The organism is Cellulomonas wangleii (assembly GCF_018388445.1).
Taxonomy (GTDB): domain Bacteria; phylum Actinomycetota; class Actinomycetes; order Actinomycetales; family Cellulomonadaceae; genus Cellulomonas; species Cellulomonas wangleii.
This window is the reverse complement of sequence record NZ_CP074405.1, coordinates 2,908,602-2,930,908: the sequence shown is the minus strand read 5'-3', so window position 1 is coordinate 2,930,908 and position 22,307 is coordinate 2,908,602. Positions and strand designations below refer to the sequence as shown.

Here is a 22,307-nt window from a genome sequence, read left to right as displayed (position 1 = left end):
GGCGGTGCACTCCCGAGGCCCGGTCCCCGTCAGGGGGCCGGGCCTCGTGCCGTCCGTGCGGAGGGTGGCCCGGGGCCGGGCGCCCGGTCGCGGGGCGCGGGCCCTCCGTTTCCCCCGCGGGGGAGGTTGTGCCACCATGGCACGCGGCGACGACGGGGTCGCCGGTGCGGGCGGTGCGGCCCGCAGCGGGCCTGCCCGTGGGTGTGCTTGACGGCGCCCATGAAGGCGCGTACGCTAGCGCTTTGCGCTGGCCTGTGCCCGCGATCTCAGATAGCCCGACTCCGGCCCCGACGTACGTGCGCGTCGTGACCTCGTGTTGTGGCCGGTGATCGCGCCTCGCCAGGCGGCGCAGCGTGCCACGATCCGCAGGGAAGGACCCCTCTTGGCTGCCTCGCGCATCCCTTCTGCACCGTCCGCCGACGCCGTCGCGAACCGCACCGCATCCCGCCGCATCTCCTTCGCCAAGATCCACGAGCCGCTCGAGGTCCCCGACCTGCTCGGTCTGCAGACCGAGAGCTTCGACTGGCTGCTCGGCAACGAGCGCTGGCAGGCCCGCGTGGCCGCCGCCCTCGAGGCCGGCCGCACCGACGTGCCGGAGACGGCCGGGCTCGAGGAGATCTTCGAGGAGATCTCCCCGATCGAGGACTTCGGCGGGACCATGTCCCTCTCCTTCCGTGAGCACCGCTTCGAGCCGCCGAAGTACACGGCCGAGGAGTGCAAGGAGAAGGACTTCACCTTCGCCGCGCCGCTGTTCGTCACCGCCGAGTTCGTCAACTACACGACCGGCGAGATCAAGTCGCAGACCGTGTTCATGGGTGACTTCCCCCTCATGACCGAGCGCGGCACCTTCATCATCAACGGCACCGAGCGCGTCGTCGTCTCGCAGCTCGTCCGCTCCCCGGGCGTGTACTTCGAGCGCACGGCCGACAAGACGTCCGACAAGGACGTCCTCACCGCCAAGGTCATCCCGAGCCGTGGTGCGTGGCTCGAGTTCGAGATCGACAAGCGCGACAACGTCGGCGTGCGCGTGGACCGCAAGCGCAAGCAGAACGCGACGGTGCTCCTCAAGGCGCTCGGCATGACCGAGAGCGAGATCCGCGAGGAGTTCGCCGAGTACCCGGCGGTCATCGACACGCTCGAGAAGGACCACGTCCAGACCCAGGACGAGGCCCTGCTCGACCTGTACCGCAAGATCCGCCCGGGCGAGCCGCCGACGGTCGAGGCCGGCCGCGCGCTGCTCGAGAACTTCTACTTCAACCCCAAGCGCTACGACCTGGCGAAGGTCGGCCGCTACAAGGTGAACAAGAAGCTCGGCCAGGACGCCCCGCTGTCCGACTCCGTGCTGACGCTGTCCGACGTCGTGGCGACCATCAAGTACCTCGCCGCACTCCACATCGACAAGCCCACGCTGCCCGGCACGCGCAACGGGGAGTCGATCGAGATCCGCGTCGAGCCCGACGACATCGACCACTTCGGCAACCGTCGCATCCGCGCGGTCGGCGAGCTCATCCAGAACCAGGTCCGCACGGGCCTGTCCCGGATGGAGCGCGTCGTGCGCGAGCGCATGACGACGCAGGACGTCGAGGCCATCACGCCGCAGACGCTGATCAACATCCGTCCCGTCGTCGCCTCCATCAAGGAGTTCTTCGGGACCAGCCAGCTGTCGCAGTTCATGGACCAGAACAACCCGCTCGCGGGCCTGACCCACAAGCGGCGTCTGTCGGCCCTGGGCCCGGGTGGTCTGTCCCGCGACCGCGCCGGCATGGAGGTCCGTGACGTCCACACGTCGCACTACGGCCGCATGTGCCCCATCGAGACCCCCGAGGGCCCGAACATCGGCCTGATCGGCTCGCTGGCGACCTACGGGCGGATCAACCCGTTCGGCTTCGTCGAGACGCCGTACCGCCGCGTCAAGGACGGCAAGGTCTCGGACGAGGTCGACTACCTGACCGCGGACGACGAGGACCGGCACATCATCGCGCAGGCCAACGCGCCGCTGACGGCCGACGGCCAGTTCGTCGAGGACGCGGTCCTCGTGCGCACCAAGGGCGGCGAGCCCGACCTGGTGCCGCCGGCGAACGTGGACTACATGGACGTCTCGCCGCGCCAGATGGTGTCGGTCGCGACCGCGCTCATCCCGTTCCTCGAGCACGACGACGCCAACCGTGCGCTCATGGGCGCCAACATGCAGCGTCAGGCCGTGCCGCTGGTCCGCTCCGAGGCGCCGCTGGTCGGCACCGGCATGGAGCGGCGTGCGGCGGTCGACGCCGGCGACGTCGTCGTGGCGACCAAGCCCGGTGTCGTCACCGAGGTCTCCGCCGACCTGGTCACCGTCGCCAACGACGACGCGACCACGTCGACGTACCGGATCGCCAAGTTCCGTCGCTCCAACCAGGGCACCTGCTACAACCAGCGCGTGCTGGTCGAGCACGGCGCCCGCGTCGAGCCCGGCTCCGTGCTGGCCGACGGCCCGGCGACGGACGAGGGCGAGCTCGCGCTCGGACGCAACCTGCTGGTCGCGTTCATGTCGTGGGAGGGCCACAACTACGAGGACGCGATCATCCTGTCGCAGCGCCTCGTGCAGGACGACGTGCTGTCCTCGATCCACATCGAGGAGCACGAGGTCGACGCGCGCGACACCAAGCTCGGCCCCGAGGAGATCACGCGGGACATCCCGAACGTCTCCGAGGAGGTCCTGGGCGACCTCGACGAGCGCGGCATCATCCGCATCGGCGCCGAGGTCGCGGCGGGCGACATCCTCGTCGGCAAGGTCACGCCCAAGGGCGAGACCGAGCTGACCCCGGAGGAGCGCCTGCTGCGCGCGATCTTCGGCGAGAAGGCCCGCGAGGTCCGCGACACGTCGCTCAAGGTGCCCCACGGCGAGTCCGGCACGGTCATCGAGGTCCGCACGTTCAGCCGCGACGACGGCGACGAGCTGCCCGCCGGTGTCAACGAGCTGGTCCGCGTGTACATCGCCCAGCGCCGCAAGATCACGGACGGCGACAAGCTCGCCGGCCGTCATGGCAACAAGGGCGTCATCTCGAAGATCCTGCCCGTCGAGGACATGCCGTTCCTCGAGGACGGCACGGCGGTCGACGTCGTGCTCAACCCGCTCGGCGTCCCCGGACGCATGAACGTGGGTCAGGTGCTCGAGACCCACCTGGGCTGGATCGCCAAGCAGGGCTGGGACATCGAGCTGGCCGAGGGCGACCTGACGTGGAAGGAGGGCGTCCCGGCGGTCGCGCACCGCTCGGAGCCCGGCACCCCCGTCGCGACCCCCGTCTTCGACGGCGTGCCCGAGCAGACCCTCACCGGTCTGCTGAGCTCCACGACGCTGAACCGTGACGGCGAGCGCATGGTCAAGGGCGACGGCAAGGCGCGGCTGTTCGACGGCCGCTCCGGTGAGCCGTTCCCCGAGCCGGTGTCCGTCGGCTACATGTACATCCTCAAGCTGCACCACCTGGTGGACGACAAGATCCACGCCCGGTCGACCGGCCCGTACTCGATGATCACGCAGCAGCCGCTGGGTGGTAAGGCGCAGTTCGGTGGCCAGCGGTTCGGCGAGATGGAGGTGTGGGCCCTGGAGGCGTACGGCGCCGCCTACACGCTGCAGGAGCTGCTCACCATCAAGTCGGACGACGTCCCCGGCCGCGTGAAGGTCTACGAGGCGATCGTCAAGGGCGAGAACATCCCGGACTCCGGCATCCCGGAGTCGTTCAAGGTCCTGCTCAAGGAGATGCAGTCGCTCTGCCTGAACGTGGAGGTGCTGTCCTCGGACGGCGTCTCCATCGACATGAAGGAGAACGACGACGAGGTCTACCGCGCCGCGGAAGAGCTCGGCATCGACCTGTCGCGTCGCCCGAACGCGAGCAGCGTCGAAGAGATCTGACGTCGAGCCCCGGTCCGGCGCGCACATCCGTGACGCCGGACCGGGTGCCCGCACCCCTCAGCACGATTTCCGTTCCGCTGGTTCCCGAAACCGGCAAGCGAAGGAAGTAGGACCCCCTTGCTCGACGTCAACGTCTTCGACGAGCTGCGCATCGGCCTGGCCTCGGCCGACGACATCCGTGCCTGGTCGCACGGCGAGGTCAAGAAGCCCGAGACCATCAACTACCGCACCCTCAAGCCGGAGAAGGACGGGCTCTTCTGCGAGAAGATCTTCGGTCCCACCCGGGACTGGGAGTGCTACTGCGGCAAGTACAAGCGCGTGCGGTTCAAGGGCATCATCTGCGAGCGCTGCGGCGTCGAGGTGACGCGCTCGAAGGTGCGCCGTGAGCGCATGGGCCACATCGAGCTGGCAGCCCCGGTCACGCACATCTGGTTCTTCAAGGGTGTGCCCAGCCGGCTCGGCTACCTGCTCGACCTGGCGCCGAAGGACCTGGAGAAGGTCATCTACTTCGCGGCCTACATGATCACGTGGGTCGACGTGGACGGCCGCCAGGAGGACCTCCCCAACCTCCAGAACGAGATCGACCTGGAGAAGAAGGAGATCTCGGACCGGCGCGACAACGACATCAACGCCCGCGCCCAGAAGCTCGAGGCCGACCTGGCCGAGCTCGAGGCCGAGGGTGCCAAGGCCGACGCGCGCCGCAAGGTGCGCGACTCCGCCGAGCGCGAGATGGCGCAGATCCGCAAGCGTGCGGACGCCGAGCTCGACCGGCTCGAGCAGGTCTGGGACCGCTTCAAGAACCTCAAGGTCGCCGACCTCGAGGGCGACGAGATGCTGTACCGCGCCCTGCAGGACCGCTACGGCAACTACTTCGAGGGCTCGATGGGCGCCTCGGCGATCCAGAAGCGTCTCGAGGCGTTCGACCTGGTCGCGGAGGCCGAGTCGCTGCGCGAGACCATCCGCTCCGGCAAGGGCCAGCGCAAGACCCGTGCCCTCAAGCGGCTCAAGGTCGTCAACGCGTTCCTCACGACGAACAACTCGCCGACGGGCATGGTCCTCGACGCGGTCCCGGTCATCCCGCCGGACCTGCGCCCGATGGTCCAGCTCGACGGTGGCCGCTTCGCCACGTCGGACCTCAACGACCTGTACCGCCGCGTCATCAACCGGAACAACCGCCTCAAGCGGCTCCTGGACCTGGGCGCGCCGGAGATCATCGTCAACAACGAGAAGCGGATGCTCCAGGAGGCCGTGGACTCGCTGTTCGACAACGGCCGCCGCGGCCGCCCCGTCACGGGTCCCGGCAACCGTCCGCTGAAGTCGATCTCCGACATGCTCAAGGGCAAGCAGGGCCGGTTCCGCCAGAACCTGCTCGGCAAGCGCGTCGACTACTCGGGCCGTTCGGTCATCGTCGTCGGCCCGCAGCTCAAGCTGCACCAGTGCGGTCTGCCCAAGCAGATGGCGCTCGAGCTGTTCAAGCCGTTCGTGATGAAGCGCCTGGTGGACCTCAACCACGCGCAGAACATCAAGTCGGCCAAGCGCATGGTCGAGCGCGCGCGCCCGGTCGTGTGGGACGTGCTCGAGGAGGTCATCACCGAGCACCCGGTGCTGCTGAACCGTGCACCCACGCTGCACCGTCTGGGCATCCAGGCGTTCGAGCCGCAGCTGGTCGAGGGCAAGGCGATCCACCTGCACCCGCTCGTGTGCGCCGCGTTCAACGCGGACTTCGACGGTGACCAGATGGCCGTCCACCTGCCCCTGAGCGCGGAGGCGCAGGCCGAGGCCCGCATCCTCATGCTCTCGAGCAACAACATCCTCAAGCCGTCCGACGGCCGCCCGGTGACCATGCCCTCGCAGGACATGATCATCGGCCTGTTCCACCTCACCTCCGACAAGGAGGACCCGGTGGGTCAGGGCCGGTCGTTCAGCTCGGTCGCCGAGGCGATCATGGCGTTCGACCAGGGGAGCCTCGACCTCAACGCGGTCGTGAAGATCCGGTTCGACGACCTGGTCCTCGACGAGGAGCACGCGCCGGAGGGCTGGCAGGCCGGTCAGCCGCTGCTGTTCGAGACGACGCTGGGCCGTGCGCTGTTCAACGAGCTGCTGCCCGTGGACTACCCGTACGAGAACGGCGTGGTCGACAAGAAGCGCCTCTCGGCGATCGTCAACGACCTGGCCGAGCGGTACCCGAAGGTCGAGGTCGCGGCCTCGCTCGACGCGCTGAAGGAGGCCGGCTTCCGCTGGGCCACCCGCTCGGGCGTCACGATCGCGATCTCCGACGTCGCCACCCCGGCGGTCAAGCAGGAGATCCTCGACGAGCACGAGGCGCGTGCGGCGAAGGTGCAGGGCCAGTACGACAAGGGCCTGATCACCGACGACGAGCGTCGCCAGGAGCTCATCGAGATCTGGACGAACGCCACCGACAAGGTCGCCAAGGCGATGCAGGCCAACTTCCCGGCCCGCAACACCGTGTTCCGCATGGTCGGCTCGGGTGCACGAGGCAACTGGATGCAGGTCCGCCAGATCGCCGGCATGCGTGGTCTGGTGGCCAACCCGAAGGGCGAGATCATCCCGCGCCCGATCAAGGCGAACTACCGCGAGGGCCTGTCCGTCCTCGAGTACTTCATCGCGACGCACGGTGCCCGCAAGGGTCTGGCGGACACCGCTCTGCGGACCGCCGACTCGGGCTACCTCACGCGTCGTCTGGTGGACGTCTCGCAGGACGTCATCGTCCGCGAGGAGGACTGCGGCACCGAGCGCGGCCTGACCATGCCGATCGGCGTGGCGGCGGCGGACGGCACGCTGCGGCGCCACGACAAGGTCGAGACCTCCGTGTACTCGCGGACGCTCGCGACCGACATCGAGGTGGAGGGCGAGGTCATCGGCCACGCCGGTGACGACGTCGGCGACGTCCTGCTGGACCGTCTGCTCGAGACGGGTGTCACCGAGCTCAAGATCCGCTCGGTGCTCACCTGCGAGTCCCGCGTCGGCACGTGCGCCAAGTGCTACGGCCGCTCGCTGGCCACCGGCAAGCTCGTCGACATCGGTGAGGCCGTCGGCATCATCGCGGCGCAGTCGATCGGTGAGCCCGGCACCCAGCTGACGATGCGGACGTTCCACACCGGTGGTGTGGCCTCGGCCGACGACATCACGCAGGGTCTGCCGCGTGTCCAGGAGCTCTTCGAGGCCCGCACCCCCAAGGGTGAGGCGCACATCGCGGAGTTCTCGGGCCGGATCACCATCGAGGAGACCGACCGGGCGCGCGCACTCGTGCTCACCCCGGACGACGGCTCGGAGGAGATCCGCTACGCGATCACCAAGCGCTCGCGCCTGCTGGTGCAGGACGGCGACCACGTCTCGGTGGGCACGCAGCTGGTCCAGGGTGCGGTCGACCCGAAGAAGGTCCTGCGCATCCTCGGCCCGCGCGCCACGCAGAAGCACCTGGTGGACGAGGTCCAGGAGGTCTACCGCTCCCAGGGCGTGGACATCCACGACAAGCACATCGAGGTCATCGTGCGGCAGATGCTGCGGCGCGTGACGGTGCTCGACTCCGGCGAGACGGGTCTGCTGCCCGGCGAGCTGGCCGAGCGCGGTCGCTTCGAGGACTTCAACCGCAAGGCCGTCGCCGAGGGTGGTCAGCCGGCCTCGGGTCGTCCGGAGCTCATGGGCATCACGAAGGCGTCGCTCGCGACCGACTCGTGGCTGTCCGCGGCGTCCTTCCAGGAGACGACGAAGGTCCTCACCGAGGCCGCGATGTCGAGCCGGTCCGACCCGCTGCTGGGTCTGAAGGAGAACGTCATCCTCGGCAAGCTCATCCCCGCCGGCACCGGGCTTCCCCGGTACCGGAACGTGGCGGTGGAGGCGACCGAGGAGGCGAAGGCCGAGCTGTACCCGGCCTTCGGCTACGACGAGATCGACTTCCCGGCGCTGGGCCTCGGCTCCGGCGACGCGATCCCGCTCGAGGACATCGACTTCGGCGACTACCGCTGACGTCCGTCCTCGTCGTCCGTCCCCGAGGGGCCCGTCGGTTCGCCCGACGGGCCCCTCGGGCGTCCGGGCGCGACGCGGCGCGGGATCCGGCGGGTCCGACGGCCCGTCGGCGGGGCTGTGATCGGCTCCTTTGACGGCCCGTTCCGCGCCGGGTAACGTAGGAGACCGTGCCCGCGCCGTCGGGCCCTTGCGCGTGCACTCGGTCGACCGCCCCCTGCCGGGGTGGGGACGAGAGGCACCGGGTGGCTCCCCACCTCCTACCGGAACGGTCCTCAGGGACGGTCGCCGGGTAGAGGACCGGGGCGACACGCCCGGGCGCGGGGGTCGGTGCGGGAGGAAAGGCCTCCGGGGTAGTCGCGCGACGGGCGACGATCCGGGACGAGCCGGCCGTCCTGGGTGACGGGTGCCGGTCAGACCAGAGAACACCGACAGACGGAGACGTAGTGCCTACGATCCAGCAGCTGGTCCGCAAGGGCCGGCAGGCGAAGACGAACAAGTCGAAGACGCCTGCCCTCAAGGGCTCCCCCCAGCGACGCGGTGTCTGCACCCGCGTCTACACGACCACCCCGAAGAAGCCGAACTCCGCGCTCCGCAAGGTCGCGCGTGTGCGCCTCTCCTCGGGCATCGAGGTCACCGCGTACATCCCCGGCGTCGGCCACAACCTGCAGGAGCACTCGATCGTGCTCGTCCGCGGCGGTCGTGTGAAGGACCTGCCCGGTGTCCGCTACAAGATCGTGCGCGGTGCGCTCGACACCCAGGGTGTCAAGAACCGCAAGCAGGCACGCAGCCGCTACGGCGCGAAGAAGGGCTGAGACAGATGCCTCGCAAGGGTCCCGCTCCGAAGCGGCCGCTGATCGTCGACCCCGTCTACGGTTCGCCGGTGGTCACGCAGCTCATCAACAAGGTTCTCCTGGACGGCAAGAAGACCGTCGCGGAGTCCATCGTCTACGGCGCCCTCGAGGGTGTCCGTGAGAAGACGCAGTCCGACCCGGTCGTCGTGCTCAAGCGCGCGCTGGACAACGTGCGTCCCTCCATCGAGGTCAAGTCCCGCCGTGTCGGTGGCGCGACCTACCAGGTCCCGATCGAGGTCCGGCCGGTGCGGGCGACCACGCTCGCGCTGCGCTGGCTGACGGACTTCTCGCGTGCTCGTCGCGAGAAGACCATGACCGAGCGCCTCATGAACGAGATCCTCGACGCGTCCAACGGCCTGGGTGCCGCGGTCAAGCGTCGCGAGGACATGCACAAGATGGCCGAGTCCAACCGGGCGTTCGCGCACTACCGCTGGTGATCCCGGCCGCCGCTGCGGGCCGGCCCTGCTCGACAGGACCGGCCCGCGGCGGCGCGGACGGCACCGACCTCAAGCCAACCGACAAGGGGCTATCACGTGGCACTGGACGTGCTCACGGACCTGACGAAGGTCCGCAACATCGGCATCATGGCCCACATCGATGCCGGCAAGACGACGACCACCGAGCGGATCCTGTTCTACACGGGGGTCAACTACAAGATCGGTGAGACGCACGACGGCGCCTCGACGATGGACTGGATGGAGCAGGAGCAGGAGCGCGGCATCACGATCACGTCGGCCGCGACGACCTGCTACTGGAAGAACAACCAGATCAACATCATCGACACGCCCGGCCACGTCGACTTCACGGTCGAGGTCGAGCGCTCGCTGCGCGTCCTCGACGGCGCCGTCGCGGTGTTCGACGGCAAGGAGGGCGTGGAGCCCCAGTCGGAGACGGTCTGGCGCCAGGCCGACAAGTACGACGTCCCGCGCATCTGCTTCGTCAACAAGATGGACAAGCTCGGTGCGGACTTCTACTTCACGGTGAAGACCATCGTCGAGCGTCTCAAGGCCAAGCCGCTGGTCATCCAGCTGCCGATCGGCTCCGAGAACGACTTCATCGGCGTCGTCGACCTGGTCGAGATGCGCGCGCTCGTGTGGCGCGGCGAGACCGCCCTCGGTGAGAAGTACGAGATCGAGGACATCCCCGCCGACCTGCAGGAGAAGGCCGAGCAGTACCGGGCCGAGCTCATCGAGGCCGTCGCGGAGACGAACGAGGAGATGCTCGAGAAGTACCTGGGCGGCGAGGAGCTCACGCTCGAGGAGATCAAGGCCGGCATCCGCCAGCTCACGATCACCTCGGAGGCCTACCCGGTCCTGTGCGGCTCGGCGTTCAAGAACAAGGGCGTGCAGCCCATGCTCGACGCCGTCATCGACTACCTGCCCACGCCCCTGGACGTCCCGGCCGTCGCCGGTCACGACGTCAAGGACGAGGAGAAGGTCGTCGAGCGCCACCCGGACGCCACGGAGCCGTTCGCGGCCCTCGCGTTCAAGGTCGCCGCGCACCCGTTCTTCGGCAAGCTGACCTACGTCCGGGTGTACTCGGGCCGGGTCGAGCAGGGCGCCCAGGTGCTCAACTCGACCAAGGGGAAGAAGGAGCGCATCGGGAAGCTCTTCCAGATGCACTCCAACAAGGAGAACCCCGTCCCCGAGGCGCAGGCCGGGCACATCTACGCGTTCATCGGTCTGAAGGACGTCACCACCGGTGACACCCTCTGCGACCCGAGCGCGCCGGTGATCCTCGAGTCCATGACCTTCCCGGAGCCCGTCATCGACGTGGCGATCGAGCCGAAGACGAAGGGTGACCAGGAGAAGCTCTCCACGGCCATCCAGAAGCTCGCCGAGGAGGACCCGACCTTCCGCGTCCGCCTGGACGAGGAGACCGGCCAGACCGTCATCGGCGGCATGGGCGAGCTCCACCTCGACATCCTCGTCGACCGCATGCGGCGCGAGTTCAAGGTCGAGGCCAACGTCGGCAAGCCGCAGGTCGCGTACCGCGAGACCATCCGCCGTGCGGTCGAGAAGATCGACTACACGCACAAGAAGCAGACCGGTGGCTCGGGCCAGTACGCGAAGGTCCAGATGACCTTCCAGCCGCTGGACCCGGCCGAGGGCGAGCTGTACGAGTTCGAGAACAAGGTCACCGGTGGTCGCATCCCGCGGGAGTACATCCCGTCGGTCGACGCCGGTATCCAGAGCGCGATGCAGCTGGGCGTCCTCGCGGGCTACCCGCTCGTGGGCGTCAAGGCGATCCTGCTCGACGGTGCGGCGCACGACGTCGACTCCTCGGAGATGGCGTTCAAGATCGCCGGCTCGATGATCCTCAAGGAGGCGGTGCGCAAGGCGGACCCGGCCCTCCTCGAGCCGATCATGGCCGTCGAGGTGCGTACGCCCGAGGAGTACATGGGCGACGTGATCGGCGACATCAACTCCCGTCGCGGCATGATCCAGTCGATGGAGGACGCGACCGGCGTCAAGGTCGTCCGCGCCCAGGTGCCGCTCTCGGAGATGTTCGGGTACGTCGGGGACCTGCGGTCGAAGACCCAGGGTCGCGCCGTGTACTCGATGCAGTTCGACAGCTACGCCGAGGTTCCTCGGAACGTTGCCGAAGAGATCATCAAGAAGACCCGGGGCGAGTAGTCCCACAGGTCGAACCCTGCAGTTCCAGCTACACATCCGACCCGTAGGACCGCACGTCGAGCAGGTACCGTCAGGTGGCTGCCGTCGGGCAATCTCTACCAAGTCCTGAGGAGGACACCCAGTGGGCAAGGCGAAGTTCGAGCGGACGAAGCCGCACGTCAACATCGGGACCATCGGTCACGTCGACCACGGCAAGACGACGCTGACCGCCGCGATCTCGAAGGTGCTGCACGACAAGTACCCGGACCTGAACCCCTTCACGCCGTTCGACGAGATCGACAAGGCGCCGGAGGAGAAGCAGCGCGGTATCACCATCAACATCGCGCACGTCGAGTACCAGACCGAGAAGCGTCACTACGCGCACGTCGACGCCCCCGGTCACGCCGACTACATCAAGAACATGATCACGGGTGCGGCGCAGATGGACGGCGCCATCCTCGTGGTCGCGGCGACCGACGGCCCGATGGCCCAGACGCGTGAGCACGTGCTGCTCGCCCGCCAGGTCGGCGTGCCCTACCTGCTCGTGGCGCTGAACAAGGCCGACATGGTCGACGACGAGGAGATCCTCGAGCTCGTCGAGATGGAGGTCCGCGAGCTGCTGTCGTCGCAGGAGTTCGACGGCGACAACGCGCCCGTCGTGCGCGTCTCCGGCCTCAAGGCCCTCGAGGGCGACCCGCAGTGGGTCAAGTCCGTCGAGGACCTGCTGGACGCCGTGGACGAGAACGTGCCGGACCCGGTCCGCGAGATCGACAAGCCGTTCCTCATGCCCATCGAGGACGTCTTCACGATCACCGGCCGTGGCACGGTCGTCACCGGTCGCGTCGAGCGCGGTCAGCTCAAGGTGAACGAGGAGGTGGAGATCGTCGGCATCAAGGAGAAGGCGATCAAGACCACGGTCACCGGCGTCGAGATGTTCCGCAAGCTGCTCGACTACGCCGAGGCCGGCGAGAACGTCGGTCTGCTCCTGCGCGGCACGAAGCGCGAGGAGGTCGAGCGCGGCCAGGTCGTCGTCAAGCCCGGCTCGATCACGCCGCACACCGAGTTCGAGGGCCAGGTCTACATCCTGTCCAAGGACGAGGGTGGGCGTCACAACCCGTTCTACGGGAACTACCGTCCCCAGTTCTACTTCCGGACGACGGACGTCACCGGTGTCATCACGCTGCCCGAGGGCACCGAGATGGTCATGCCCGGCGACAACACGGAGATCTCCGTCACGCTGATCCAGCCCATCGCCATGGAGGAGGGCCTCGGCTTCGCCATCCGCGAGGGTGGCCGCACCGTCGGCTCGGGCCGGGTCACGAAGATCATCAAGTGATCATCGCCCCCCGGGGCTGATCCACCACGCAGGGCCCGGGAGCACCGCTCCCGGGCCCTGCGTCGTCCCCCCGGGCTCCTGACCTCACGAGTTGGCCATTCGGGCTCGGGTCTGGCAGACTTGCGGGGTTGCCCGCCGGGGTGTGCGTTCTCGCGCGCCTGCCGGCTGGGCGAACAGACGTGGCGAACGCTCGGACCTCGGGGTGACCCGGTGGGGAGCGGTCGACAACCACGGCCCCTGTCCCGGAGACGGTACGCAGCGCAGAGGCGTGTCGCGCAAGGCGACACGCCCGAGTGCGGGGGTCGGACAGGACCGGTTTTTCGAGAGAGAGAAGTAGACGACGCCATGGCGGGACAGAAGATCCGCATCCGGCTCAAGTCCTACGACCACGAGGTCATCGACAGCTCGGCGCGCAAGATCGTCGACACGGTGACTCGCGCTGGTGCGTCGGTCGTGGGTCCGGTGCCGCTGCCGACGGAGAAGAACGTCTTCTGCGTCATCCGGTCGCCCCACAAGTACAAGGACAGCCGCGAGCACTTCGAGATGCGAACGCACAAGCGGCTCATCGACATCATCGACCCCACGCCGAAGGCCGTCGACTCGCTCATGCGACTCGACCTGCCTGCGGACGTGAACATCGAGATCAAGCTCTGATCGCTGGGAAGGGACTGATCTTCATGGCTACCCAGCAGAACGCGCGCCCCGTCACGGCGCTGCTCGGCACCAAGCTCGGCATGACCCAGGTGTGGGACGAGGCAGGCCGCCTCGTGCCCGTCACGGTCCTCGCCGTGGGTACGAACGTCGTGACGCAGGTCCGCTCCGCTGAGAGCGACGGCTACACCGCGGTCCAGCTGGCCTACGGCCAGATCGACCCGCGCAAGGTCACCAAGCCGCTCAAGGGCCACTTCGAGAAGGCGGGGGTCACCCCCCGTCGGCACGTGGCCGAGATCCGCACGTCGAACGCGGCCGAGTACACCCTCGGCCAGGAGATCACCGCGGCGGCCTTCGAGGCCGGCCAGGTGGTCGACGTGACCGGTACGACCAAGGGCAAGGGCACCGCCGGTGTGATGAAGCGTCACGGCTTCTCCGGCGTCGGCGCCTCCCACGGTGCGCACCGCAACCACCGCAAGCCCGGCTCGATCGGTGGGGCATCGACCCCGTCGCGCGTCTTCAAGGGCCTGCGCATGGCCGGTCGTATGGGCGTGGACCGCCAGACGACCCAGAACCTGACCGTGCACGCGATCGACGTCGAGAGGGGTCTGCTGCTCGTCAAGGGCGCGGTTCCCGGCCCCAAGGGCGGCGTCGTGGTCGTGCGTTCCGCTGCGAAGGGTGCGTGACCTCGATGAGCGACACGCTGACCGTCGACGTCCTCGACGAGAAGGGCAAGAAGGCCGGTACGGCCGACCTGCCCGGTGACGTCTTCGACGTCACGACGAACGTCCCGCTGATCCACCAGGTCGTCGTCGCCCAGCTCGCTGCCGCGCGCCAGGGCACCCACGACACCAAGAGCCGCGGCGAGGTCCGCGGTGGTGGCAAGAAGCCGTACAAGCAGAAGGGCACCGGCCGCGCCCGTCAGGGCTCGACCCGTGCGCCGCAGTTCGCGGGTGGTGGCGTCGTCCACGGCCCGACCCCTCGCGACTACTCGCAGCGGACCCCGAAGAAGATGAAGGCCGCGGCGCTCCGCGGTGCTCTCTCGGACCGCGCGCGTGCCGGCCGCGTCCACGTCGTCACGGGCTTCGCCCCGGGCGAGGTCCCGTCGACCAAGTCCGCTCTCGCGGTCCTCGACAACCTCTCCGGTCGCAAGAACGTGCTCGTGGTCGTCGAGCGCCAGGACGAGATCACCTGGAAGTCGCTGCGGAACGTCGAGCGGGTCCACCTGCTCGTCGCCGACCAGCTCAACACCTACGACGTCCTCATCTCGGACGACGTGGTCTTCACGCAGGGTGCGCTCGACGCGTTCCTCGCAGGCCCGGTCAAGGGCGCGAAGGCTGTCGCTTCCGAGTCCGAGGCCAACGAGGAGACGAAGTGACCGCCGCCGGCAAGGACCCGCGCGACATCCTGATCGCGCCGGTCGTCTCGGAGAAGAGCTACGGCCTGCTGGACGAGGGGAAGTACACCTTCCTCGTCGACCCGCGTGCCAACAAGACCGAGATCAAGATCGCCGTCGAGCAGGTCTTCGGCGTCAAGGTCGAGTCGGTCAACACCGCGAACCGTCAGGGCAAGGCCCGCCGGACCCGCTTCGGCATCGGCCGCCGCAAGAACACGAAGCGTGCGATCGTCACCCTCCGCGAGGGCTCGATCGACATCTTCGGCGGACCGGTCGGCTGACCGAGAGCGAAGAGGACTTACTTTCATGGGAATCCGCAAGTACAAGCCGACGACGCCCGGCCGCCGCGGCTCGAGCGTCGCCGACTTCGTCGAGATCACGCGCTCGCAGCCGGAGAAGTCGCTCGTCCGTCCGCTGCACAAGACGGGTGGGCGCAACTCCACCGGTCGCATCACGACGCGTCACCAGGGCGGTGGGCACAAGCGCGCCTACCGCGTGATCGACTTCCGTCGTCACGACAAGGACGGCGTGCCGGCCAAGGTCGCGCACATCGAGTACGACCCGAACCGCACCGCGCGCATCGCGCTGCTGCACTACGCGGACGGCGAGAAGCGGTACATCCTCGCCCCCAACAAGGTGTCGCAGGGTGACATGCTCGAGGCCGGCGCGGGTGCCGACATCAAGCCCGGCAACAACCTGCCGCTGCGCAACATCCCGACCGGTACGGTCATCCACGCCATCGAGCTCAAGCCCGGTGGCGGCGCGAAGATCGCCCGTTCGGCCGGTGCGTCGGTGCAGCTCGTTGCCAAGGACGGGCCGTACGCGCAGCTGCGCATGCCGTCCGGCGAGATCCGCAACGTCGACCTGCGCTGCCGCGCCACGGTCGGCGAGGTGGGCAACGCCGAGCAGTCCAACATCAACTGGGGCAAGGCCGGCCGCATGCGGTGGAAGGGCAAGCGCCCGACCGTCCGCGGTGTCGCCATGAACCCGATCGACCACCCGCACGGTGGTGGTGAGGGCAAGACCTCCGGTGGTCGCCACCCGGTGAGCCCCTGGGGTCAGGCCGAGGGCCGCACCCGTCGTCCGAACAAGCCGAGCGACAAGCTCATCGTGCGCCGTCGGCGCACCGGCAAGAAGCGCTGATAGGAGCCCGAGAGAATGCCTCGCAGCCTCAAGAAGGGCCCGTTCGTCGACGGCCACCTGCAGAAGAAGGTCGACGCGCAGAACGAGTCCGGCACGAAGAACGTCATCAAGACGTGGTCGCGTCGTTCGATGATCACGCCCGACTTCCTCGGCCACACCTTCGCGGTCCACGACGGCCGCAAGCACACCCCGGTGTTCGTGACGGAGTCGATGGTCGGGCACAAGCTCGGCGAGTTCGCCCCCACGCGGACGTTCCGCGGCCACGAGAAGGACGACCGGAAGGGCCGTCGCCGCTGACCCCCGGGTCAGCCTGGTGACGCCCTGACGGCAGAGACAAGAGAGCAGGACAGCGATGGAAGCCAAGGCGAAGGCGCGGTTCGTCCGCGTCACGCCCCAGAAGGCCCGCCGCGTCGTGGACCTCATCCGTGGCAAGCAGGCGGCCGAGGCCGTGGCGGTGCTGAAGTTCGCGCCGCAGGCCGCGGCAGAGCCCGTCCTCAAGACGGTGCAGTCCGCGGTCGCGAATGCGGTCGAGGGGGCCAAGCGGAACAGCGAGCGGCTCGACGAGGCAGACCTCTTCATCTCGGAGGTCTTCGTCGACGAGGGCCCGACGCTCAAGCGTTTCCGTCCGCGCGCGCAGGGTCGCGCCGGCCGGATCAACAAGCGCACGAGCCACATCACGGTCGTCGTCTCGCAGCGCGAGAAGGCGACGTCCACCAAGGGAGGGACCCGCTAGTGGGACAGAAGGTCAACCCGCTCGGGTACCGCCTCGGCATCACGACCGACCACCGGTCGCGGTGGTTCGCGGACTCGACGAAGCCGGGCCAGCGGTACCGCGACTACGTGCGCGAGGACGTGCAGATCCGCAAGCTCATGAGCACGGGTCTCGAGCGCGCCGGTATCGCCAAGGTCGAGATCGAGCGCACCCGTGACCGTGTGCGCGTCGACATCCACACCGCCCGCCCGGGCATCGTCATCGGGCGTCGTGGCGCGGAGGCCGACCGCATCCGTGGCGAGCTCGAGAAGCTCACGGGCAAGCAGGTCCAGCTGAACATCCTCGAGGTCAAGAACGCCGAGATCGAGGCTCAGCTGGTCGCCCAGGGCATCGCCGAGCAGCTGGCGAGCCGCGTCTCGTTCCGCCGCGCCATGCGCAAGGGCATCCAGTCGGCCCAGCGCGCGGGTGCCAAGGGCATCCGGGTGCAGGTCTCCGGCCGCCTCGGCGGCGCGGAGATGAGCCGTACGGAGTTCTACCGCGAGGGTCGTGTGCCGCTGCACACGCTGCGCGCGAACATCGACTACGGCTTCTTCGAGGCCCGCACGACCTTCGGGCGCATCGGCGTCAAGGTCTGGGTCTACAAGGGCGACGTCACCGAGAAGGAGTGGGCCCGCGAGCAGGCTTCGCAGGCTCCGCGCCCCTCGCGTGGCGGCCCGCGCGGCGACCGTGGCGACCGTGGTGACCGTGGTCCCCGCGGTGGCGGTCGTCGTCCCGAGCGTCAGGACGCTCCTGCCGCCCCGGCCGCCGAGCAGGCGCCCGCGGAGCAGGCTGCGCCCACCGAGTCCGGAACGGAGGCCTGAGCCGTGCTGATCCCGCGCAGGCTGAAGCACCGCAAGCAGCACCACCCCGGGCGCTCCGGCGCCGCGACGGGTGGCACGACGATCTCGTTCGGTGAGTACGGCATCCAGGCTCTCGAGCCGGCGTACGTCACGAACCGGCAGATCGAGGCTGCACGTATCGCGATGACCCGCCACATCAAGCGTGGTGGGAAGGTCTGGATCAACATCTACCCGGACCGTCCCCTCACCAAGAAGCCCGCCGAGACCCGCATGGGTTCCGGCAAGGGCTCGCCGGAGTGGTGGATCTCCAACGTCAAGCCGGGTCGAGTGATGTTCGAGCTCGCCGGCGTCCCGGAGCCGCTCGCGCGTGAGGCCATGCGCCGCGCGCAGCACAAGCTCCCGATGAAGACACGTTTCATCGTGCGCGAGGGTGGTAACTGATGGCTATCGGAACCAAGGAGCTGGCTCCCAGCGAGCTGGACACCTTCGACGACGAGAAGCTGGTCGCCGAGCTGAAGAAGGCCAAGGAGGAGCTGTTCAACCTCCGCTTCCAGTCCGCGACCGGTCAGCTCGAGAGCCACGGGCGTCTCAAGGCGGTCCGTCGCGACATCGCGCGCATCTACACGATCCTGCGCGAGCGCGAGCTCGGCATCCGTACCGCCCCGAGCGCGGAGTGAGGCAGCAATGACCACGAAGCACGAGCACACCACGGCCACGGCGGACCACCGCGCGTACCGCAAGACCCGTCGCGGCTACGTCGTGTCCGACAAGATGGACAAGACCGTCGTCGTCGAGGTCGAGGACCGCGTCAAGCACCCGCTGTACGGCAAGGTCATCCGCCGCACCAGCAAGGTGAAGGTCCACGACGAGCTGAACGCCGCCGGCGTCGGCGACCTGGTCGAGATCATGGAGACCCGGCCGCTGTCCGCCACCAAGCGGTGGCGGCTGCTCGACGTCGTCGAGAAGGCCAAGTAACCCTGCCGCGGCCGCAAGGCCTCGAGCAGCACAGCACCACGACAGTTGCCCACGACGCGGGCGGGTCTCCCGCCCGCGGCGTGTGCACCACGGCAACCATCCGGATGGCCAGGCTCGCCGCCATCGCGTGAGCGAGAACCCGCCAGACGACAGGAGTAAGTAGATGATCCAGCAGGAGTCGCGACTGCGTGTCGCCGACAACACGGGTGCCAAGGAGATCCTCTGCATCCGTGTGCTCGGCGGCTCCGGCCGTCGCTACGCCGGTATCGGCGACGTCATCGTCGCCACCGTGAAGGATGCGATCCCCGGTGGCAACGTCAAGAAGGGCGACGTCGTCAAGGCCGTCATCGTCCGTACCCGCAAGGAGCGTCGGCGTCCCGACGGCTCTTACATCAAGTTCGACGAGAACGCGGCCGTGATCCTCAAGAACGACGGTGAGCCTCGTGGCACGCGCATCTTCGGCCCCGTGGGCCGTGAGCTGCGTGACAAGAAGTTCATGAAGATCATCTCGCTCGCTCCGGAGGTGATCTGACCATGGCCAAGATCAAGAAGGGCGACCTCGTCGTCGTCATCTCGGGCCGCGACAAGGGCCAGCAGGGGCGCGTCCTCGAGGTCCTCCCCGAGACGCAGCGCGTCGTCGTCGAGGGCGTCCAGCGTGTGCAGAAGCACACGAAGGCCGGCCAGACCTCGCGCGGCACCCGCACCGGTGGCATCGAGACCATCGAGGCCCCCATCCACATCAGCAACGTGATGCTGGTGGACCCGGAGACCAAGAAGGGCACCCGGGTCGGCTACCGCACCGAGCAGGTCGAGCGCGACGGACGCACGCGCACCGTGCGTGTCCGCGTCGCCAAGCGCTCCGGTAAGGACATCTGATGACCGAGACCACCATCGAGGCCCCGGCCCTGCCGCGCCTCAAGACGCGCTACAACGACGAGATCCGTTCGGCGCTCTTCGAGCAGTTCGGCCACGAGAACATCAACCAGGTCGCGCGGCTGGTCAAGGTCGTCGTCAACATGGGCGTCGGTGAGGCCGCGAAGGACTCCAAGCTCATCGAGGGCGCGATCCGCGACCTGACCCAGATCACGGGCCAGAAGCCGCAGGTCACCAAGGCACGCAAGTCCATCGCGCAGTTCAAGCTGCGCGAGGGCATGCCGATCGGCGCGCACGTCACGCTGCGCGGCGACCGTGCCTGGGAGTTCCTCGACCGCCTGCTGTCGACCGCGCTGCCGCGCATCCGCGACTTCCGCGGCCTGTCGCCGCAGCAGTTCGACGGGCACGGGAACTACACGTTCGGCCTCGTGGAGCAGTCCGTGTTCCACGAGATCGACCAGGACAAGATCGACCGTGTGCGCGGCATGGACATCACGATCGTGACCACCGCGACCACGGACGACGAGGGCCGCGCGCTCCTCAAGCTCCTCGGCTTCCCGTTCAAGGAGAACTGACATGGCGAAGACCGCCCTCATCAACAAGGCGGCCGCGAAGCCCAAGTTCGCGGTCCGCGGGTACACGCGTTGCCAGAAGTGCGGTCGCCCGCACTCGGTGTACCGCAAGTTCGGCCTGTGCCGGATCTGCGTGCGGGAGATGGCCCACCGTGGCGAGCTCCCCGGCGTGACGAAGAGCAGCTGGTAACACCCTCCTGACGTCGGTAGGTCCGCGGCCCTGTCCCAGGGCCGCGGATACCCCGGCGAGAAAGGGCTGACGCCCGATGACCATGACCGACCCGATCGCAGACTTCCTGACGCGTCTGCGCAACGCGAACTCGGCGCACCACGACACGGTGACGATCCCGTTCTCGAAGCTCAAGAGCCACATCGCCGAGATCCTGCAGGCCGAGGGTTACATCTCCGGCTGGACCGTCGAGGACGCGCCCGTGGGCAAGAACCTCACGATCACCCTGAAGTACGGCCCCAACCGCGAGCGTGCGCTCGCCGGCGTCAAGCGCGTGTCCAAGCCGGGCCTGCGCGTGTACGCCAAGTCGACCAACCTGCCGAAGGTGCTCGGCGGCCTGGGCGTGGCGATCCTGTCCACGTCCTCCGGGCTGCTGACCGACAAGCAGGCCGCCAAGAAGGGCGTGGGTGGGGAAGTCCTCGCCTACGTCTGGTAAGTCCGAGACGGAGAGGAGAACAGCCATGTCTCGAATCGGCAGGATCCCCGTCCCGGTGCCGGCAGGCGTCGATGTCGCCATCGACGACCGCCTTGTGACGGTCACGGGCCCCAAGGGCACGCTCAGCCACACGGTCGCCGCCCCCCTGGTGGTGGACCGCGACGACGCGGGCGCCCTCGTGGTGACGCGTCCCGACGACGAGCGCCTTTCGCGCTCGCTGCACGGCCTGACCCGCACGCTGCTGGCCAACCTGGTCACCGGCGTCACGGAGGGCTACATCAAGAAGCTCGAGATCGTCGGCACCGGTTACCGCGTGACGGCGAAGGGTGACAACCTCGAGTTCGCGCTCGGCTTCAGCCACCCGGTCGTCGTCGAGCCGCCGGCGGGCATCACGTTCGTCGTCGAGGCGCCGACCAAGTTCTCGGTGCAGGGCATCGACAAGCAGCAGGTGGGCGAGGTCGCCGCGAACATCCGCAAGATCCGCAAGCCCGAGCCGTACAAGGGCAAGGGTGTGCGGTACGCGGGCGAGAACGTGCGCCGCAAGGTCGGAAAGGCTGGGAAGTAACCCATGGCTATCGGCATCAAGGGCAAGGGCACGTCCATCGCCCGTCGTCGCCGCCACCTGCGCCTTCGCAAGAAGGTCGTCGGTACGGCCGCTCGTCCCCGCCTCGTCGTGACGCGCTCGGCGCGGCACATCACCGCCCAGGTCGTCGACGACGCCATCGGCAAGACCGTCGCGTCCGCGTCGACCCTCGAGGCCGACCTGCGCGCGAACGACGGCGACAAGACCGCCAAGGCGAAGAAGGTCGGCGAGCTCATCGCCGCCCGCGCCAAGGCCGTCGGCGTCGAGGCGGTCGTGTTCGACCGCGGTGGCAACAAGTACCACGGTCGCGTGGCTGCAGTTGCTGACGGCGCCCGCGAGGGTGGTCTGAACCTGTGACGACGAACTCCGCATCGAAGAAGAGGACTTTCTGATGGCTGCTCCTCAGCGCAGCAACACCGGTGCCGGTGGCACCGGCGGCGACCGCCGGGACGGCGGCCGTCGTGACGGCGGGCGGCGCGGTGACGCCGCCGAGAAGAGCGCGTTCGTCGAGCGCGTCGTGACGATCAACCGTGTCGCCAAGGTCGTCAAGGGCGGCCGCCGGTTCAGCTTCACCGCGCTCGTCGTGGTGGGCGACGGTGACGGCACGGTCGGCGTCGGCTACGGCAAGGCCAAGGAGGTGCCCGCGGCGATCGCCAAGGGTGTCGAGGAGGCGAAGAAGAACTTCTTCCGCGTCCCGCGCATCCAGGGCACCATCCCTCACCCCGTCCAGGGTGAGAAGGCCGCCGGGGTCGTCTTCCTGCGTCCCGCGTCGCCGGGTACCGGTGTGATCGCCGGTGGTCCGGTGCGTGCGGTGCTCGAGTGCGCCGGCATCCACGACGTGCTCAGCAAGTCGCTCGGCTCGTCCAACGCGATCAACATCGTGCACGCCACGGTCGAGGCCCTGCGCTCCCTCGAGGAGCCCGAGGCCGTGGCCGCCCGTCGTGGGCTGCCGCTCGACCACGTCGCGCCGCACTCGCTGCTGCGGGCGCAGGCCGAGGGCCGTGCCGCCGCGGTGGCCGCGAAGGCAGGTGCGTGATGGCGCGTCTGAAGGTGACCCAGACCCGTTCCGCCATCGGCGGGAAGCAGAACCAGCGCGACACGCTGCGCACCCTGGGCCTGAAGCGGATCGGCGACGTCGTCGTCAAGGAGGACCGTCCTGAGATCCGCGGCATGGTCAAGACGGTGACGCACCTCGTCGCGGTCGAGGAGGTCGAGTGACC

The 22,307-nt window shown here is 68.5% G+C and carries 26 protein-coding genes; all 26 read left to right on the top strand.

The window, feature by feature from the left end; genetic code table 11:
- Positions 1-382: 382 nt before the first annotated feature.
- The 26 genes from rpoB to rpmD all read left to right on the top strand — a co-directional run bounded on the left by rpoB (position 383) and on the right by rpmD (position 22,305).
- Entirely contained in the window at positions 383-3,889 is a 3,507-nt protein-coding gene (gene rpoB, locus KG103_RS13455; protein ID WP_207339060.1) for a DNA-directed RNA polymerase subunit beta, read from the top strand.
- Positions 3,890-4,006: 117 nt separating this feature from the next.
- A complete protein-coding gene (locus KG103_RS13450; RefSeq protein ID WP_207339059.1) occupies positions 4,007-7,876 on the top strand; it encodes a DNA-directed RNA polymerase subunit beta' in 3,870 nt (1,289 codons plus the stop codon).
- Between the two features lie 443 nt (positions 7,877-8,319).
- Entirely contained in the window at positions 8,320-8,688 is a 369-nt protein-coding gene (rpsL, locus tag KG103_RS13445) for a 30S ribosomal protein S12 (RefSeq protein WP_013117883.1), read from the top strand.
- Between the two features lie 5 nt (positions 8,689-8,693).
- Complete coding sequence (gene rpsG, locus KG103_RS13440; protein WP_089798424.1) at positions 8,694-9,164, top strand: 30S ribosomal protein S7; 471 nt, start codon at positions 8,694-8,696, stop codon at positions 9,162-9,164.
- 96 nt (positions 9,165-9,260) lie between these two features.
- Positions 9,261-11,363: an elongation factor G gene (gene fusA, locus KG103_RS13435; RefSeq protein ID WP_207339058.1), complete on the top strand. Its 2,103-nt coding sequence runs from the start codon at positions 9,261-9,263 to the stop codon at positions 11,361-11,363.
- A 121-nt stretch (positions 11,364-11,484) separates the two neighbouring features.
- On the top strand, positions 11,485-12,678 hold the full coding sequence (tuf, locus tag KG103_RS13430; RefSeq protein ID WP_207339057.1) for an elongation factor Tu: 1,194 nt from the start codon (positions 11,485-11,487) through the stop codon (positions 12,676-12,678).
- Between the two features lie 345 nt (positions 12,679-13,023).
- Positions 13,024-13,332, top strand: coding sequence for a 30S ribosomal protein S10 (gene rpsJ / locus KG103_RS13425; protein WP_013117879.1), 309 nt, complete (start codon positions 13,024-13,026; stop codon positions 13,330-13,332).
- Positions 13,333-13,355: 23 nt separating this feature from the next.
- Entirely contained in the window at positions 13,356-14,015 is a 660-nt protein-coding gene (gene rplC / locus KG103_RS13420; RefSeq protein WP_089798427.1) for a 50S ribosomal protein L3, read from the top strand.
- 5 nt (positions 14,016-14,020) lie between these two features.
- Entirely contained in the window at positions 14,021-14,707 is a 687-nt protein-coding gene (gene rplD, locus KG103_RS13415) for a 50S ribosomal protein L4 (RefSeq protein WP_207339056.1), read from the top strand.
- Positions 14,704-15,006: a 50S ribosomal protein L23 gene (gene rplW, locus KG103_RS13410; protein WP_089798428.1), complete on the top strand. Its 303-nt coding sequence runs from the start codon at positions 14,704-14,706 to the stop codon at positions 15,004-15,006. The genes rplD and rplW overlap by 4 nt, the downstream gene beginning before the upstream one ends.
- A 25-nt stretch (positions 15,007-15,031) precedes the next feature.
- The gene (rplB, locus tag KG103_RS13405; protein WP_207339055.1) at positions 15,032-15,868 is read left to right on the top strand and encodes a 50S ribosomal protein L2; all 837 of its coding nucleotides are present in this window, start codon (positions 15,032-15,034) and stop codon (positions 15,866-15,868) included.
- 15 nt (positions 15,869-15,883) lie between these two features.
- Entirely contained in the window at positions 15,884-16,165 is a 282-nt protein-coding gene (gene rpsS / locus KG103_RS13400; protein WP_207339054.1) for a 30S ribosomal protein S19, read from the top strand.
- A gap of 55 nt (positions 16,166-16,220) precedes the next feature.
- A complete protein-coding gene (gene rplV / locus KG103_RS13395; protein WP_089798430.1) occupies positions 16,221-16,601 on the top strand; it encodes a 50S ribosomal protein L22 in 381 nt (126 codons plus the stop codon).
- A complete protein-coding gene (gene rpsC / locus KG103_RS13390) occupies positions 16,601-17,440 on the top strand; it encodes a 30S ribosomal protein S3 (protein ID WP_207339053.1) in 840 nt (279 codons plus the stop codon). Before rplV ends, rpsC begins: the two co-directional genes overlap by 1 nt.
- Positions 17,441-17,443: 3 nt before the next feature.
- Positions 17,444-17,860, top strand: coding sequence for a 50S ribosomal protein L16 (rplP, locus tag KG103_RS13385; protein ID WP_207339052.1), 417 nt, complete (start codon positions 17,444-17,446; stop codon positions 17,858-17,860).
- Complete coding sequence (gene rpmC / locus KG103_RS13380; RefSeq protein WP_089798433.1) at positions 17,860-18,096, top strand: 50S ribosomal protein L29; 237 nt, start codon at positions 17,860-17,862, stop codon at positions 18,094-18,096. The genes rplP and rpmC overlap by 1 nt, the downstream gene beginning before the upstream one ends.
- Positions 18,097-18,103: 7 nt before the next feature.
- Positions 18,104-18,394: a 30S ribosomal protein S17 gene (rpsQ, locus tag KG103_RS13375; protein WP_089798434.1), complete on the top strand. Its 291-nt coding sequence runs from the start codon at positions 18,104-18,106 to the stop codon at positions 18,392-18,394.
- Between the two features lie 163 nt (positions 18,395-18,557).
- Positions 18,558-18,926: a 50S ribosomal protein L14 gene (rplN, locus tag KG103_RS13370; protein ID WP_013117868.1), complete on the top strand. Its 369-nt coding sequence runs from the start codon at positions 18,558-18,560 to the stop codon at positions 18,924-18,926.
- A gap of 2 nt (positions 18,927-18,928) precedes the next feature.
- The gene (gene rplX / locus KG103_RS13365; protein WP_013117867.1) at positions 18,929-19,270 is read left to right on the top strand and encodes a 50S ribosomal protein L24; all 342 of its coding nucleotides are present in this window, start codon (positions 18,929-18,931) and stop codon (positions 19,268-19,270) included.
- Complete coding sequence (gene rplE, locus KG103_RS13360) at positions 19,270-19,842, top strand: 50S ribosomal protein L5 (RefSeq protein ID WP_089798435.1); 573 nt, start codon at positions 19,270-19,272, stop codon at positions 19,840-19,842. The genes rplX and rplE overlap by 1 nt, the downstream gene beginning before the upstream one ends.
- 1 nt (position 19,843) lies before the next feature.
- Complete coding sequence (locus tag KG103_RS13355; protein ID WP_046528982.1) at positions 19,844-20,029, top strand: type Z 30S ribosomal protein S14; 186 nt, start codon at positions 19,844-19,846, stop codon at positions 20,027-20,029.
- 76 nt (positions 20,030-20,105) lie between these two features.
- Entirely contained in the window at positions 20,106-20,504 is a 399-nt protein-coding gene (gene rpsH, locus KG103_RS13350; RefSeq protein ID WP_046528981.1) for a 30S ribosomal protein S8, read from the top strand.
- Positions 20,505-20,529: 25 nt separating this feature from the next.
- On the top strand, positions 20,530-21,069 hold the full coding sequence (gene rplF / locus KG103_RS13345) for a 50S ribosomal protein L6 (RefSeq protein ID WP_207339051.1): 540 nt from the start codon (positions 20,530-20,532) through the stop codon (positions 21,067-21,069).
- Between the two features lie 3 nt (positions 21,070-21,072).
- Complete coding sequence (gene rplR, locus KG103_RS13340; protein ID WP_089798437.1) at positions 21,073-21,444, top strand: 50S ribosomal protein L18; 372 nt, start codon at positions 21,073-21,075, stop codon at positions 21,442-21,444.
- A 34-nt stretch (positions 21,445-21,478) separates the two neighbouring features.
- A complete protein-coding gene (gene rpsE, locus KG103_RS13335) occupies positions 21,479-22,123 on the top strand; it encodes a 30S ribosomal protein S5 (RefSeq protein ID WP_089798438.1) in 645 nt (214 codons plus the stop codon).
- The gene (rpmD, locus tag KG103_RS13330) at positions 22,123-22,305 is read left to right on the top strand and encodes a 50S ribosomal protein L30 (RefSeq protein WP_013117860.1); all 183 of its coding nucleotides are present in this window, start codon (positions 22,123-22,125) and stop codon (positions 22,303-22,305) included. The genes rpsE and rpmD overlap by 1 nt, the downstream gene beginning before the upstream one ends.
- Positions 22,306-22,307: the final 2 nt, after the last annotated feature.

Excerpts from the sequence above, each read along its gene's own strand:
- rplN (WP_013117868.1), top strand. The coding sequence starts at position 18,558 with ATGATCCAGCAGGAGTCGCGACTGCGTGTCGCCGACAACACGGGTGCC.
- rplC (WP_089798427.1), top strand. The coding sequence starts at position 13,356 with ATGGCTACCCAGCAGAACGCGCGCCCCGTCACGGCGCTGCTCGGCACC.
- rpsE (WP_089798438.1), top strand. The coding sequence starts at position 21,479 with ATGGCTGCTCCTCAGCGCAGCAACACCGGTGCCGGTGGCACCGGCGGC.
- rpmD (WP_013117860.1), top strand. The coding sequence starts at position 22,123 with ATGGCGCGTCTGAAGGTGACCCAGACCCGTTCCGCCATCGGCGGGAAG.
- rplX (WP_013117867.1), top strand. The coding sequence starts at position 18,929 with ATGGCCAAGATCAAGAAGGGCGACCTCGTCGTCGTCATCTCGGGCCGC.
- KG103_RS13355 (WP_046528982.1), top strand. The coding sequence starts at position 19,844 with ATGGCGAAGACCGCCCTCATCAACAAGGCGGCCGCGAAGCCCAAGTTC.
- rpmC (WP_089798433.1), top strand. The coding sequence starts at position 17,860 with ATGGCTATCGGAACCAAGGAGCTGGCTCCCAGCGAGCTGGACACCTTC.
- rpsS (WP_207339054.1), top strand. The coding sequence starts at position 15,884 with ATGCCTCGCAGCCTCAAGAAGGGCCCGTTCGTCGACGGCCACCTGCAG.
- rpsH (WP_046528981.1), top strand. The coding sequence starts at position 20,106 with ATGACCATGACCGACCCGATCGCAGACTTCCTGACGCGTCTGCGCAAC.
- rpsG (WP_089798424.1), top strand. The coding sequence starts at position 8,694 with ATGCCTCGCAAGGGTCCCGCTCCGAAGCGGCCGCTGATCGTCGACCCC.
- rplR (WP_089798437.1), top strand. The coding sequence starts at position 21,073 with ATGGCTATCGGCATCAAGGGCAAGGGCACGTCCATCGCCCGTCGTCGC.
- rplB (WP_207339055.1), top strand. The coding sequence starts at position 15,032 with ATGGGAATCCGCAAGTACAAGCCGACGACGCCCGGCCGCCGCGGCTCG.
- rpsJ (WP_013117879.1), top strand. The coding sequence starts at position 13,024 with ATGGCGGGACAGAAGATCCGCATCCGGCTCAAGTCCTACGACCACGAG.
- rplD (WP_207339056.1), top strand. The coding sequence starts at position 14,021 with ATGAGCGACACGCTGACCGTCGACGTCCTCGACGAGAAGGGCAAGAAG.
- rplF (WP_207339051.1), top strand. The coding sequence starts at position 20,530 with ATGTCTCGAATCGGCAGGATCCCCGTCCCGGTGCCGGCAGGCGTCGAT.
- rplE (WP_089798435.1), top strand. The coding sequence starts at position 19,270 with ATGACCGAGACCACCATCGAGGCCCCGGCCCTGCCGCGCCTCAAGACG.
- rplV (WP_089798430.1), top strand. The coding sequence starts at position 16,221 with ATGGAAGCCAAGGCGAAGGCGCGGTTCGTCCGCGTCACGCCCCAGAAG.
- rpsQ (WP_089798434.1), top strand. The coding sequence starts at position 18,104 with ATGACCACGAAGCACGAGCACACCACGGCCACGGCGGACCACCGCGCG.